Annotated in this window: 13 protein-coding genes and 1 tRNA gene; 8 read left to right on the top strand and 6 right to left on the bottom strand. The window is 63.5% G+C overall.

The window, feature by feature from the left end; genetic code table 11:
* Positions 1 to 19: 19 nt before the first annotated feature.
* The 3 genes from ACQP1V_RS00925 to ACQP1V_RS00915 all read left to right on the top strand — a co-directional run bounded on the left by ACQP1V_RS00925 (position 20) and on the right by ACQP1V_RS00915 (position 2,240).
* Entirely contained in the window at positions 20 to 250 is a 231-nt protein-coding gene (locus ACQP1V_RS00925; protein ID WP_433417819.1) for a hypothetical protein, read from the top strand.
* Between the two features lie 2 nt (positions 251 to 252).
* Positions 253 to 732 (top strand): Clp protease N-terminal domain-containing protein, encoded by a 480-nt coding sequence (locus ACQP1V_RS00920; protein ID WP_433417818.1) that lies wholly within the window; start codon positions 253 to 255, stop codon positions 730 to 732.
* 335 nt (positions 733 to 1,067) lie between these two features.
* Positions 1,068 to 2,240, top strand: a complete 1,173-nt coding sequence (locus tag ACQP1V_RS00915; RefSeq protein ID WP_433417815.1) for a serine hydrolase domain-containing protein — start codon at positions 1,068 to 1,070, stop codon at positions 2,238 to 2,240.
* Positions 2,241 to 2,254: 14 nt separating this feature from the next.
* Here ACQP1V_RS00915 and ACQP1V_RS00910 read toward each other — a convergent pair whose 3' ends face one another.
* Together ACQP1V_RS00910 and ACQP1V_RS00905 are read right to left on the bottom strand one after the other, a co-directional pair.
* Entirely contained in the window at positions 2,255 to 2,605 is a 351-nt protein-coding gene (locus ACQP1V_RS00910) for a GNAT family N-acetyltransferase (RefSeq protein WP_433417813.1), read from the bottom strand.
* Positions 2,560 to 3,732 carry a helix-turn-helix domain-containing protein gene (locus ACQP1V_RS00905; RefSeq protein WP_433417810.1) on the bottom strand — a complete coding sequence of 391 codons (1,173 nt, stop codon included), beginning with the start codon at positions 3,730 to 3,732 and terminating at the stop codon, positions 2,560 to 2,562. Before ACQP1V_RS00905 ends, ACQP1V_RS00910 begins: the two co-directional genes overlap by 46 nt.
* 263 nt (positions 3,733 to 3,995) lie before the next feature.
* Here ACQP1V_RS00905 and ACQP1V_RS00900 point away from each other — a divergent pair, with 263 nt between their 5' ends.
* Positions 3,996 to 4,622, top strand: coding sequence for a TetR/AcrR family transcriptional regulator (locus ACQP1V_RS00900; RefSeq protein ID WP_433417807.1), 627 nt, complete (start codon positions 3,996 to 3,998; stop codon positions 4,620 to 4,622).
* A 28-nt stretch (positions 4,623 to 4,650) separates the two neighbouring features.
* Complete coding sequence (locus ACQP1V_RS00895) at positions 4,651 to 6,021, top strand: hypothetical protein (protein WP_433417804.1); 1,371 nt, start codon at positions 4,651 to 4,653, stop codon at positions 6,019 to 6,021.
* Between the two features lie 75 nt (positions 6,022 to 6,096).
* Here the strand turns inward: ACQP1V_RS00895 and ACQP1V_RS00890 are convergent, their stop codons facing one another.
* From ACQP1V_RS00890 to ACQP1V_RS00875, 4 genes are all read right to left on the bottom strand, one after another.
* Positions 6,097 to 6,840: a DUF998 domain-containing protein gene (locus tag ACQP1V_RS00890; RefSeq protein ID WP_433417801.1), complete on the bottom strand. Its 744-nt coding sequence runs from the start codon at positions 6,838 to 6,840 to the stop codon at positions 6,097 to 6,099.
* Between the two features lie 658 nt (positions 6,841 to 7,498).
* Positions 7,499 to 7,580: transfer RNA gene (locus tag ACQP1V_RS00885), tRNA-OTHER, on the bottom strand.
* Positions 7,581 to 7,666: 86 nt separating this feature from the next.
* Positions 7,667 to 8,143, bottom strand: coding sequence for an NUDIX hydrolase (locus ACQP1V_RS00880; RefSeq protein WP_433417798.1), 477 nt, complete (start codon positions 8,141 to 8,143; stop codon positions 7,667 to 7,669).
* A 105-nt stretch (positions 8,144 to 8,248) separates the two neighbouring features.
* The gene (locus tag ACQP1V_RS00875) at positions 8,249 to 8,791 is read right to left on the bottom strand and encodes an SMI1/KNR4 family protein (protein ID WP_433417795.1); all 543 of its coding nucleotides are present in this window, start codon (positions 8,789 to 8,791) and stop codon (positions 8,249 to 8,251) included.
* Positions 8,792 to 9,322: 531 nt separating this feature from the next.
* Here ACQP1V_RS00875 and ACQP1V_RS00870 point away from each other — a divergent pair.
* From ACQP1V_RS00870 to ACQP1V_RS00860, 3 genes are read left to right on the top strand one after another with little or no spacing between them, the layout of a single operon-like run.
* Positions 9,323 to 10,360 carry an ABC-three component system protein gene (locus tag ACQP1V_RS00870; protein ID WP_433417792.1) on the top strand — a complete coding sequence of 346 codons (1,038 nt, stop codon included), beginning with the start codon at positions 9,323 to 9,325 and terminating at the stop codon, positions 10,358 to 10,360.
* Positions 10,357 to 10,851: an ABC-three component system middle component 2 gene (locus ACQP1V_RS00865; protein WP_433417789.1), complete on the top strand. Its 495-nt coding sequence runs from the start codon at positions 10,357 to 10,359 to the stop codon at positions 10,849 to 10,851. Before ACQP1V_RS00870 ends, ACQP1V_RS00865 begins: the two co-directional genes overlap by 4 nt.
* On the top strand, positions 10,844 to 12,691 hold the full coding sequence (locus ACQP1V_RS00860) for an AAA family ATPase (RefSeq protein WP_433417786.1): 1,848 nt from the start codon (positions 10,844 to 10,846) through the stop codon (positions 12,689 to 12,691). Before ACQP1V_RS00865 ends, ACQP1V_RS00860 begins: the two co-directional genes overlap by 8 nt.
* Positions 12,692 to 12,905: the final 214 nt, after the last annotated feature.

Below are 12,905 nucleotides of genomic sequence, written 5' to 3'. Positions count from 1 at the left end.
GTCAACTAAGGTTGCTTGCATGCCCGTTGTTGAGAATCCCGTTCCCCAGGAGCCCGCGGACGCGCTGGCGGCTGTGGCGGCGTTGAGGCGTCTGGCCGATCAGATCGAGGACGCCGCCGTGGAGCAGGCGATGCGAGCGGGCTGGAGCTGGCCGCAGGTCGCCGAGGCACTCGGCGTGACGCGCCAGGCGGTCCACAAAAAGCACGCCAAGCGGCTCATCGACGCCGGCGTCGAACTGAGGAGGCGCTGACCATGGCCGCAATCGACGAATACATCAACACGATCGTCGACCAGGGAGCACACGAAGCCCACGCGGACGGATCGGCGACGATCGAGGCACAGCATCTCCTGCTGGCGATCGCCGCCGAGCGGGAATCCGCCACCTCTGAGATCCTGACCTCGGCCGGGCTCGATCGCCAGGCGATCCGCGACGCGCTGGATCGCGAGTTCGAACACAGCCTGAGCGTGGCCGGAGTGTCCCTCTCCTTCGATCTTCCGCAGCCGAGCAGAGCCGCCAAGCGTCCGACGCAACTGGGGGCGTCGGCCAAGCTCGCGCTCGAACGTGGCTTCGCGTCCGTTTCCCGCAAGAAAGACCTGCGGCCGGTGCACCTGCTGCTCGGGATCCTGCAGGCGGAGATCGGCACCGTGCCGCGCGCGCTCACCCTGGCGGGCATCGACCAGGCCGGCCTGACAGCGCGCCTCCTGCGGACGCTCACCGTCGAGAACGCGTAACGAACCCACACGGCTGAGGCCGTTCCGCTCTTCCCACCGCCAGGACCGTGACGCTCGCCGTACGGCGATGCGAGGCGAGTTCGCCGAACACGGGCCGCGATGCGACGCGTGCTCCGCCGGGTCCGGCTATGGCCGGACCCGGCGTCGAAGGCGCACCGCGGTGCCGCAACACCGCACCATGCCCCGCAGGCCAGGACGTGCCGTCGCACATCGACCCGGATATCCCCGGCGTGCGCCCGGCCCTCGATCACCCGGCGGCATGGCTGACGAAACCCAACAAGTTGTGAGCCCGTGCGACCCCGTACGGCTCGCACGATCCGGAAGGAAACAATCTCATGCGTAGACGTATGGCTCGGGCAGGCGTCGGCCTGCTCGTCGCCGGGGCGATGACGGCGGGGGGCGCCATGACGGCTCCGGCGGCGTCCTCGGCCGTGGTCGCCCCAGGTCAGGTCGAGGTCCGGCAGGTGCTCGACCGGGCCGTGACCGAGGGCGGCATTCCCGGCATTCTCACCGAGATCCGCGACGGCCACGGGCGGTGGTTCGGCTCGGCGGGGGTGGCCGACACCGCGACCGGCCGCAAGCGCATGCCGCAGCACCGCTTCCGCATCGGCAGCACCACCAAGACGTTCGTGGCTACCGTGGCGCTGCAACTCGTGGCCGAAGGCAGGCTGAGCCTCGACGACACGGTGGACGAGTGGCTGCCCGGCCTGGTCCACGGCAACGGTCACGACGGCGGAAAGATCACCATCAGGCAGTTGCTCAACAACACCAGCGGGATCTTCAACTACCTCCAGGACCAGGAGGCGGTGAACCGCTACCCCACCCCCACTCCACGACAGCTCGTGCGGATCGCCATGTCCCGTCCGCCCTCCTTCGAGCCGGGCACGAGCTGGGAGTACTCCCAGACCAACTACGTCCTCGCCGGGATGGTCATCGAACGGGTGACCGGCAGCACGCTCGCCGGCGAGGTCTCACGGCGGATCGCCCGCCCGCTCGGCCTGGCCGGGACATACCTGCCACGCGGCGGCGACCCGAAGATCCGCGGACCACACTCGCGGCACTACTCGAAGCTGAACCTGCCCGATCCCAACGCCACGATCTACGACGTGACCGAGCTGAACCCATCCCCGTTCTGGGCGGCCGGCGGCATGATCTCCACCGCCGGGGACCTCGGCCGGTTCTTCGGAGCGCTGCTGGGCGGCCGGCTTCTCCCACCCGCCCAGCAGAAGGAGATGTTCACCATGGTCCCGACCAAGGACTGGATCCCCGACACCACCTACGGTCTCGGCGTCTCCTCGGTGACGTTGTCGTGCGGCGCGACGGTCTGGGGCATGGGCGGCGCCATCTTCGGTTCGTGGACGTACACGTACGGCACCCGCGACGGAAAGCACATGATCGCGGCCAACGTCAACGGCGACTGGGCCAAGGGCGACTGGAAGGACCCGATCGGCGTCTTCACCGATGTGCTTCGGGCGGAGTTCTGCCCGGACGACTCCCGGCCGTCGTAGCGTCGTCGCCCGTCTCAGCGCCTGTCTCCCGCTGAACCAGTTATCGGCTCGTCTTCCGCCGGACCGCCGGTCGGCTCGTCGGCGGCTCGCCAGCGGTAGTGGGCGTCGGGGAGGTTCTCCTCGTTGTCGCTACCGTCCCCCAGCGCCGTCAGGACGAAGCCGTGCCGTTGGTAGAAGCGGCGGGCGCCGGTGTTCTGCTGGAACACGTGCAGTTCGAGCAGGCCGGGCCGTACCTTCTTGGCGTGGTTGAGCAGGGCGGATCCGAGGCCGTGGCCCTGGGCGTCCGGTGTGACGTACAGGTGGTCCAGCCACTGGTCGTTCAGCGCGGCCGGCCTTCTCCAGTTGGCGGACGTCGATGCGCGCATCTGGGCAAGCTGATCCAGGATCTCGGCGTTGACGCCGGACGGCTCGGGGTCGGCGGCCAACGCTGGGGATTCGCGGACGAACACGCCCTTGCCCTGCTGGCCGACCACGAGTCCTTCGGTGCGCAGGACACTGATCGCGGACTTGACCACGCGACGAGGGGATGCAGGCCGGATCCCTTGCGTGAAGCCAGTTCGGGCGTGACCTTGTTCTCCGGGGCCAGACCCAGCTCGTGGTAGTGGCTGATCTTCGCGGCGCGCTGCTGGCATTCGGTGTGGTAGAGCCACTTGATCAAAGCTGCGGCACGGGCAATGGTCTCGTCATCCTGCCCGTTGCCGTACTCGGCGCAGACGGGTTCGACGGCCTTGAAGTCTCCGACGCCCTTGGACTCATATCCCCTTATCTCGGCGCGGGGATCGAGGCTGGCGGCGAGCACCAGCAGGCGCAGCAGGAATGTCTTGCCGGAACCCGGTTGTCCGCCGATCAGCCAGTTCCGGAAGCTCAGCATGGCGTTCACGGTCTCCATGCGGGGTGTGATGAAGAGCGGGAACGGCTGGAACACATCTACGCTGCCGCTCTTCAGCAGTGGCCACGGTGGTGCTTCCATAGTGGTGGCCCGTTCGTAGCCGACCCACAGGGCCAGCCGTCCGGGGTGCCCTGTGGCGACGTCCGGCCATACCTGGTCGAGTGGGAGCCGCAGGCCGGAGGCCAGCTTGCCGGGCCTTGCCACCACGTCGGCGGCCTCCACCCCGAAGGGGAGGTCCACGATGGCCAGGTGCCCGGGTCCGTTGCGGTGGATCTCCTCCGGGAAACTGATCGCGTGCTGGTCCTTGGCCACAGCCTGATTGATCGCCTGAATGCCGGCGCTGAGCAAGGCTCGACCGTGGTGGGCGAGCCCACAACGGGCGATGGCAGCGACCGAATCGCCTCGGCCCGCGTCAGCGGTGCGCAGGTCCTCGTGGGCGTGGTGCAGGCGGATCCGGCGCAGGTAGCCCACGGGAGTGGTGTCCAGATGGCGGCGGAAGGCCAGCCGGATGGTGCGTACGGTTACATGAGCGGCCGCGGCGATATCGGCCACGGTGACGTCCTGGTCGGGGTGGGCCTCCAGGAAGGCGAGGGCGCGGCGCAAGGTGGCCGGGTGCGCGTCACGGCCGACCAGGTGGGCCGGTTCGGCCGCTCACCCAGCATCGCCTTGCACAGCTGGGCGTGAGTGATCGCCTGGCCGGTGTGGATCCCATGAGCGTCATGGACGGGATGAAGACATCACCCACCCCTTCATGAACGCGCCGTAGAGCACGCCGAACCTCGTTATGGCGGAGCAGCTCTGGGTCGGGCGTGCCTATGTAAAGCTTCCAGTTGCTGGAAATTTCTAGTATGAGTATGTTGGCTCGCATGCAAGAGTCGCGGCGGGAGCGGAAGAAGCGGGAGACCCGGCAGCGCATCGTGTCGGCGGCCATAGCCCTGTTCGAAGAACAGGGCTATGAGCAGACCACCGTGACGCAGATCGCTGCGGCGGCGGACGTCGATCCCAAGACGTTCTTCAACTACTTCCATGCCAAGGACGAAGTGCTCTTCGTCGACATGGAGCGGGACTTCGACGTGCTGGTCGGAGCCATCGCGGACCGCCGCCTCGAGGAGGGCCCTGGCGAGGTGCTGGCCAGGGCGGTCGAGCGATACGCCGCCCACCGTCGGCCCAAGATTCCCGACAAGGAGGCCGCGGAGCTGTCCGGCGTGACTCGATTGGCCCTGACCACGCCGGCGCTCCAGGCCAAGGGGCTCTACCTGCTGCTCGATCTCCAGCAGCGCGTCGTCGGAGAGCTGCTGAAGGCCTTCCCTGGCCTCGACCCGATCACCGCGGCCGCGATGATCGGGGCCCTGATGGGCGCCATCCAGCAGGCGGGCCTGGCCAGCGTCCAGCTCGGCCGGTCCCAGGAGGAGCTGTGGGAGGCCGGCCGGCACGGCGTCGAGATCGCCATGCGTGGCCTGCGCTCGGTGCCGCCGTCCACCCCGAACCCTTGACGCATCACCGCAGACAGGAGCGACAATCATGGGAGAAAGCATCCGGCGGCTCGCCCGCGACATGCGGCGCGCCGTACGGGAAGGCCCGGAGGCGATCGCGCGGCGGCGGCGGGCTCGCCTGGCCGAGCTGGTGGCCCATGCCCGCGCTCACTCGCCCTTCTACCGCGAGCTCTACCACGACCTGCCGGAAGGGGCCGACGACCCGCAGCTGCTCCCGGTCACCGACAAGAAGACGCTGATGGCCCGCTTCGACGACTGGGTCACCGACCGTGAGGTGACCCGAGAACGAGTCGAGGAGTTCGTGGCCGATCCCGATTTGGTGGGCCACCGGTTCCTGGGCCGTTACCTGGTCACCACGACCACCGGCACCAGCGGGCAGCGCGGCCTGTTCGTGCAGGACGATCGGTGCCTGGCCGTGCACACCGCCACCGGGTTGCGCACCGGCGCCGGACTGTCGGCCCGCGACGTCCTGCGCACGCTCGCCCGCGCCGGCCGCACCGCCATCGTCACGGCGCCCAGGGGCCACTTCGCCACCCTCGCCGGGCCGGCACGGGCAGCCCTGGAACGGCCGTGGCTGGGCCGGTTGATGCGAGTCATCCCGACCGACCAGTCGATGGAGGAGATGGTCGACGAGCTCAACCGGTTCGATCCGGCCAGCGTCGCCGGTTTCGTCGGGCTGCTCACGCTGCTGGCAGGGGAACAGGAGGCCGGCCGGTTGCGCATCCGCCCGGCGCTCGTCATCCCGGGCGGCGAGACGCTGAGCCCGCAGGCCCGGGAACGCCTGGCCGCCGCGTTCGGGGCGAAGGTCCGCGCCGCCTACGCCTGTGGCGAGTGCGGCTTCCTCACCGCCGGCTGCCGGGAGGGCTGGTACCACGTCAACAGTGACTGGGTCGTCCTGGAGCCGGTCGACGCCGACCACCGGCCGGTGCCGCCCGGGCGGCTCTCGCACACCGTCCTGATCAGCAACCTGGCCAACCGGGTCCAGCCGATCCTGCGCTACGACCTCGGTGACAGCGTCCTGATGCGTCCTGACCCCTGCCCGTGCGGCAATCCGCTCCCGGCCGTCCAGGTGCAGGGGCGTGCGGCCGATCTGCTCACCTTTCCCACCGGGTCCGGCGAGCGCGTCGGCATCTCGCCCATGTCCTTCAGCACCGCGCTGGCCGTTCCCGGCATGGAACAGTTCCAGCTCGTCCAGACCGCGCCCACCGTCCTGCGGGTACGCCTGCGGGCCGCCGGCGGCGCCGACGCGGACCGCGTCTGGCAGGCCGCCCACGACCGGGCCGTCCATCTGCTCACCGAGCACAAGGCTGGTCACGTGACGATCGAGCGCGCCGAGGAGCCACCGGAGCAGTCGGCCGGAGGGAAGTACCGCAAGATCATCCCGCTGCCGCAGCCCTGACGAGCGCCAGACTCTCCGCCGCAACGGCCGGAGAGCCGCCGGCGACCGGCCGCAGGATCGACGGGGACGGGCGGGTCAGATCCAGCCCTTGCGGGCCGCGAACAGGGCGATTGGCCGGCGCGGGCGAGGGGCGGGACCGACGAGGAGTCGCACGGCGAGGACAGCGACCCAGCCCAGCTCGGTAAAGAACCCCAGCCGCTGAAAGAAGCCGTACGGCGAGCCCGGGTCGGTCGACGCGTAGGCCACGGCTCCCAGGACCTGGAACACGACCACCAGGATGATCGTGACGATCGAATAAAGCACCCAAGGGCGGCCTCCAGGAGCCTGCACGAAGCGGCGGGTCAGCACAATGCATGCTGCGACCATCGGCGGGGTTTCGAAGACGCCGCTCAAGAGAGAATGCAGGAACCCGGTCAGCGTCGACGTCGCCGCGGCACCCGGCGGATAGCCGAGACTAGGATCGGTAGGAAAGAAGGCCTCGCTGATCAAGGCGACACCCACGACGGCGATCAAGATAGGCCCCCAAGTCGCACCCCTGCCCGAGTTGAGGACCCGCCGCAGCCCGACCGCGAAGCACAACAGCCCCGCTCCAAGGACCATCCAGGCGATGGTCATCACCCACCCTTGCGGGCCAAGGGCCAGATTGCTCATCGGGTGGTGCCAGGCGTGGTATCCAGGTCGAGTCGCCCCCTCGACAAGGACGACGACGAAGAAGATGAGCGGACCGACGAGGCCCGCCGCAAGCAGGAAACGGACCGCCAGCGGCTGCCTCTCGACCACCGGCGCGTGAATCACGCCGTGGCCCGATATGGTGCTCACGGATTACCTCCTTCGCCTCGTGAGCCGGGCTCCCGACTCTTTGCCAGGGCAGCATCGCCAGCGCACCGCCGTGCTGTCTTGGAGAAATGTTCCATCGAGTCCACCGCCGATCATCGGTGTCGGACTGCTTCAGTAGCTCCCTACGGGCCGAGAGTGCCCGCGGCTGGTGCCAATGCTCGCCTCGCTGATCACGAGCGCGGACGCGCTGCATCGCCTTGGCATAGTGGGGGCGCTCCGGGCACGGCGATCGCCTCGCCGTCCGCTTCGCCCACGTCGGCTGTCCTCGCGCCGTCCTCGACCGTCACGGGCTCGTCCCCGGTGTCGGCCTCTCCGTCCTTGATTGATGCCGTGCCGTCCTCATCGGGCGATGACTCGACCCCCGTCCCGACTCTCGTCCCCACAGGTGTGGACGAACAGGACGACGGGTCGGGACCGTCCCCGGCGCTCGTCGCAAATCATCAGCACTCCATCAGCACTCGGTGGAATGTCACGCATCAAGTGGAACCAACCTTTAACGGATCAAGCGGAGTACGACACGCGCAGGTCACGTGCCGTGTGATGAATTGCCGCTCAGGGTGGCGTACAGCTGCACATGGCGGGGAACGATCAACGGCGTCCGACCGTAGCGAAACCGCTGGTCAGACGCCGTTTTCGGAGGTGGAAGCGGAGAGCGTGGGATTCGAACCCACGAGGAGCGTCAAGCCCCTAGCGGTTTTCAAGAGCACTACGGTTTCTCCGCCCGTACTGGTCCTGACCTGCGGCGTAGCTATGCGAAGGACATTCGCCAGCGAAGATCATCCCGCACATATCCCGCGATGGACCGGCGCTAGCCGATGTACGGCAAACCGCTCCCGGTGAGGTAGTGGCCGATCCGCAACCGCATTGACCGGTCCATCCGCAGGCCCGTGACCTGGTCCCTGGGGACCCATCTGACCTCGCTGGATTCGCTGCTCGGGGTCGGCTCACCGCTGACGGCGCGGGCGGTGAGCATGATGGAGAACTCCTGCCGAGCCTCAGCGTCGGAGGTGTAGAGAATCACGTGCCTCGGGTCGGTGTAGGTGCCGACAAGGCCGGTGATCTCGCACAGGACGCCGGTCTCTTCGAGGGTTTCCCGTACGCCGGCCTGCGGGAGGGATTCGCCGAGATCGATCGCTCCGCCGGGGACGGCCCAGTTGCCGTTGTCGGACCGGCGGATCATCAGCAACTCTCCGGCATCATCGGTGACAACGACGTTGACGGACGGGACGAGGCTGTTGGGTTCGGGCGCAGCGGGGTCGTCATAGAAGTCGATCCGGTGGGCCATGGTTATGAGCCTATCGGCCGGCCTGCTCCTACAGCTGCTCGAAGCTGTCCACGCAGGTGATGACCATGTACCCACCGTGAAATTCCGCGGCAGTGTCGATGTGGACTAACGCAATTGGTCCTTCATCAGGTCCCAGAAGGACCTGTGGCGTCTCGCGCCGGGCAACCAAGGCGCGAGATACCAGGCCTCCCATTCGCCGTCAGTGGTCTTGACGTGGGGGTTGAGGAGAAATTCTCCATCGTCCCAGTGCCCGACCAGAAGGGTGCCAGGCAGATACTCCTCTCTCAGATGGACGCAGTCCTGCTCCTTTCCATAGACGAAGTAGAGATCATCGGGCACGCTCCAAGACTTCTCACCCTCGGGCGATGACCACGCTTCGACAATCCTGGGCTCAAGGTCACGGAACCAGCCGACGTCCGCGGCCGGCCGCAGGGAGTACTCATCGACGCCCCAGCCGTTGGCGAACAGGAGGAACTGCCGATAGCTCGGCGGCAGGCTCACGCCCAACCGCTCTTCGAGCCGGCTGACTTCTAGCTCACTGGCCGGGGGGTGGAGCCCGTGGTCCGGTCCTAACGGCGGGCGGTCGGGACCTTCGGGCATCGGCTCCTCTGCCGGGAAGAGGTCAGACCATGCGTACTGGACACTCATGGCGGGTTACGGTATCCGTCACGGCTGACATTTCATCTGATCTAGGCCCCCAACACCGGCTGGGTAATGCTCACCACGTGGCCGCATGGAGCGACTCGGCCGCAACGCGCCGACCTCACATGATCGGCTGGAGCTTCGCCATTTAGCGGGACGTGACCAGGCGAGACCCCTCGTGCCTCGATGACAGCCGCACAGCAGACCATTGCAGGAAGCGAGATCACGGTCCCGGGCAATCGTCGCTCCTTAGCTTCGGTGCAACGCAGCACCAAACCCCTACGGGCCGCAGGCATCAACTGGGCAATCCACCCGAAAGCCCACATCTTCCATTGCTATACGTTTCTGACAGACAGAAAGCCGGATTCGGTCACGCGCAAAATTAGGCCCTCGCCGAAACTTGCTGCGAGTGGCATACTTAGTACTTTCTACCGTAGCCGTCACCACCACCTTAGAAAAGGGCCAGGCGTGCCACACCAAGCTCCAGGAGACCCGCCAGTCGCTCTATCGGACATTCCCGCCCCACCTCAGGAACAAGTGACCACGGTGGCGAATCTTGCTGGCGGCACTCCACCGACCCCAAGGCAGAGAATCTACTTCTACACACCTGACGTCTGGGAAGACTTCATCCTTGAATGGGCAACGGGTCTACGAGAAGACTACTTTCAAATCAAGCGTATCGGCGGATCAAACGATCGAGGTGCAGACGTCGCCGCCTTTTTGAGTCCGAATGGATTTGAGGGGGAATGGGACTGCTTCCAATGTAAGCACTATGAGGAAGCACTGATGCCCAGCGACGCCTATCCGGAGATCTTTAAGATCCTAAGGTCGGTCGTTGAAGGCCACTACACGATGCCCCGCAGGTACTATTTCCTTGCCCCACAAGGATGTGGGCCAGGCCTCAAGCGGATGCTGAGCAAGCCTAGCGAGCTTCGCACCAAGTTCCTAGAGAAGTTCGAGGGAGACAAGCCTCTAGGGGCCGGACTTGATGGGAATTTAGTCGACAAGATTCGAGGTTTGGCCGAAACGATTGAGTACAGTGTTTTTCAGTCATCGGAAATACATGAAATTCTGGAAATTCATAGTCGCACACCGTACTATGCCCATCGCTTCGGCGGCCCCCTACCAGCACGTCCAGCTGTCCAGACTCCTCCAGAGACGCCCGAGGAGGAAGAGACACGCTACATTGAGCACCTACTCAATGTCTATATCGAACACTTCAAAATGGAGATACAGGGCATCGAGACCCTGCAGTCACATCCGAAGGCCGCGAAACATTTTAGTCGACAGCGCGAGGCTTTTTACAGCGCTGAAGCACTGAGAGTTTTCGCGCGCGATAGCGTAATGCCCGGAACATTCGAGGAGTTGCAGAACGAGGTATATGAGGGCATCATTGAGACACAAGAGCGATCCTATCCAGACGGGATGGAACGACTAACGCGAGTCTTGGAGATGGCAACATTGTTGAGCCTAACCTCGAATGCGCTTATTTCGGTATCCAACCCAAGGGACAAGCGGGGCATTTGCCATCAGCTGGCAAACACAGATCGCCTCATCTGGTGTGACGTGCAATGATGAATCAACCTCTAAACGGCCCACTAGAGACAGGCCTACGAGTACTGACTATTCTAACTAGCGCATTTCCAGAAGCCTACGACATAAATGCTCTCGCTTTTCTTGATTACAGTCTGCTCCACTCCGAGGAGTTTGGGGGTCCGGAGAGTTTACATCCGGATGTTCCTAACCACACAAGCGAGATAGCCATAAAACGCGAACTTCTGGAACTTGGGCTACAAGTCATGATACGCGCGAGGCTGGTTACATTGCAGGCCGGTAGTGGCGGAATTGGTTATGCAGCGACCGATAATGCGCCTGGCTTCGTGGAACTCCTCGAGTCCTCGTATATGCATCAATTGCGAAACCGTGCTGACTGGGTCATTGAGGCCTTTGGGAGCGCAAACTCTGCTGATATTCGGGAGAAAATGTCGGCCCTCGGCCGCTGGCCGGAGTTCGTAGACCCGCCAGGCCCGTCACCACGCCGCCGCATGGAGGCCACCGATGAGTAGATTGCGAATTACACGCCTCAGCTTTATCGGCAAGGATGTCCCGAATGCAACGGTGGAGTTTGGGCCAGGCCTCACCGTGATATATGGCGCTTCTGACACCGGCAAGTCGTACATCGTTGAAGCAATCGACTTCATGCTCGGCAGAAAAGCACTAAAATCCATCCCCGAAGCAGAGCAATACTCTGCCATCCTGCTAAATATGATCTTACCTGATGATGCTGCATTGACCCTAGAACGATCAATATCGGGCGGTTCATTCCGCGCTTATCATGGCGAGTTCACGAGTGCTCCGAATAGGACACCAGACTTCACGCTGGCGGCGGCTCACGGGCAGGCAAGCTCTAAGAACGAAAGCCTGTCAGGATTCCTGCTACGGCAAATTGGCCTAGGTGGTCGCCAGATCAGGAAGAATGCGCGCAATGAAACAGTTCCCCTAAGCTTCCGAAATCTCTGCTTTTTGTGCATCATCGATGAGACAAAGATGCAGGCCACTACGCCGCCAGCGCTCTCGGGACAATACACAACGGCAACAGCAGAGATCTCAACGCTTAAACTGCTTTTGCAGGGCGACGATGATAGTGCGATCGCTCAGGACGCTGGTGCATCCGAACGACGAAAGATTAGCAGAGGTAAAGCGGAGATCCTCGAAGTGGTGATCAGGGATCTTAAGGAAACGCTACGCTCCGCCGACGGGCCTCTTGAGCTTAATGGGCAATTGTCCCGCCTCAACGATTCCATCCAGGAGCGCACTTCAGCAATAGACTCGATACTCGACTCACGAGCCGGCGTCGCCTCCGAGCACGCCTCGGCAATGCGTATTTACAGCGACCACCAGGTGCGACTTGAAGAGATCAGCGAGCTTCTTTCCCGATTCTCGCTCCTACTCGCCAAGTACGATTCAGATTTAGAGCGGCTAGAAATGGTCCGGGAAGCAGGAAGTCTGCTCGGCTATTTCCGGCCAGGTGTATGCGTATTTTGTGGCGCAGAAGTCGAGCATCAAGCAGCGGATTTTCACAGAGCAGAGGAGGTTACTGCATTCGGGGAGTCGGTTCTTGTGGAGATCCAAAAGACCACCATGCTCCGCGAGGATCTGCTCAGCACGCTCTCCGATCTCCGAGCGCAAGAACAGCGCTTGCGGTCGAGCATTCTCGACTTCACAAGTACGATCCAGCATCTGCGACAGCAGATTAATGCCTTCGACGGAGATCTTCAGCCTCAAAGGGTTGCAATACAGGAACTCGTGAACGTAAGGTCGGACATCGAGAGCAAGCTGGCAATTTATGCTCAGATAGAGAAACTAGAGGCACTTCAGGCAACTGTCCAACCTACAGATCCAGACAATCTGCCAACCCCTACTGGCGTTAACGACAAAGTACTTATAGAGCTTGCTGCGTCAATTAAGGAAGTACTCCATCAGTGGTCGGTGCCAATTGCGAACTCCGTTATTTACAGCAGGAGCGCTAATGACCTTTTCGTCGGCGACCAAGCCCGGGGTTCACGAGGAAAAGGCGTGCGATCCATCCTTCACGCCGCCTTTACGCTCGGGTTGGCTCAATACTGCTTCGATCGCGACCTAGAACACCCGGGATTCACTGTCCTCGATTCTCCACTTATTACATATCGCGAACCGGAACCTGGAGCAGGCGAAGGACCGTCGGATGAGGAGTTTGCGAGCGTTGCTGATGCTTTCTATCGATATCTAGATTTCCAGTTCGATGGCCAGTGTATTGTTGTTGAGAATACCGACCCTCCACTGAACTTGTCAGACGAAGCGAGGCTCATTCACTTCACAAAGCGGCGTGATTATGGCCGTTATGGGCTCTTTCCGATTCACGCTTAAGCCTGCAGCCATAGATCACCGTTGTGCGCCTGGACAAACAGCACTCGTGAGTATTACTGACTCCATCCTGCTATCGGTGATCAGCCAGCACACCAGCAGGGCCCTTGGGCAGAACAGTTGTGCCGAGAGAACTCGAACCCTAACCTTCTGATCCGTAGCAAGGTCACGGATGTCTACAGCCGTCCTCCACCGACATGAACCCCTGCTCAGAGGG

The sequence above is a fragment of the Microtetraspora malaysiensis genome, from assembly GCF_050947145.1.
Classification (GTDB): domain Bacteria; phylum Actinomycetota; class Actinomycetes; order Streptosporangiales; family Streptosporangiaceae; genus Microtetraspora_A; species Microtetraspora_A malaysiensis.
This window is presented reverse-complemented; position numbering and strand designations above follow the sequence as displayed.

What these genes read in the sequence shown, in the direction of transcription:
- ACQP1V_RS00915 (WP_433417815.1), top strand. Translation starts at nt 1,068, where the DNA reads ATGCGTAGACGTATGGCTCGGGCAGGCGTCGGCCTGCTCGTCGCCGGG.
- ACQP1V_RS00910 (WP_433417813.1), bottom strand. Translation starts at nt 2,605, where the DNA reads ATGCGCGCATCGACGTCCGCCAACTGGAGAAGGCCGGCCGCGCTGAAC.
- ACQP1V_RS00925 (WP_433417819.1), top strand. Translation starts at nt 20, where the DNA reads ATGCCCGTTGTTGAGAATCCCGTTCCCCAGGAGCCCGCGGACGCGCTG.
- ACQP1V_RS00860 (WP_433417786.1), top strand. Translation starts at nt 10,844, where the DNA reads ATGAGTAGATTGCGAATTACACGCCTCAGCTTTATCGGCAAGGATGTC.
- ACQP1V_RS00895 (WP_433417804.1), top strand. Translation starts at nt 4,651, where the DNA reads ATGGGAGAAAGCATCCGGCGGCTCGCCCGCGACATGCGGCGCGCCGTA.
- ACQP1V_RS00880 (WP_433417798.1), bottom strand. Translation starts at nt 8,143, where the DNA reads ATGGCCCACCGGATCGACTTCTATGACGACCCCGCTGCGCCCGAACCC.
- ACQP1V_RS00920 (WP_433417818.1), top strand. Translation starts at nt 253, where the DNA reads ATGGCCGCAATCGACGAATACATCAACACGATCGTCGACCAGGGAGCA.
- ACQP1V_RS00865 (WP_433417789.1), top strand. Translation starts at nt 10,357, where the DNA reads ATGATGAATCAACCTCTAAACGGCCCACTAGAGACAGGCCTACGAGTA.
- ACQP1V_RS00900 (WP_433417807.1), top strand. Translation starts at nt 3,996, where the DNA reads ATGCAAGAGTCGCGGCGGGAGCGGAAGAAGCGGGAGACCCGGCAGCGC.
- ACQP1V_RS00875 (WP_433417795.1), bottom strand. Translation starts at nt 8,791, where the DNA reads ATGAGTGTCCAGTACGCATGGTCTGACCTCTTCCCGGCAGAGGAGCCG.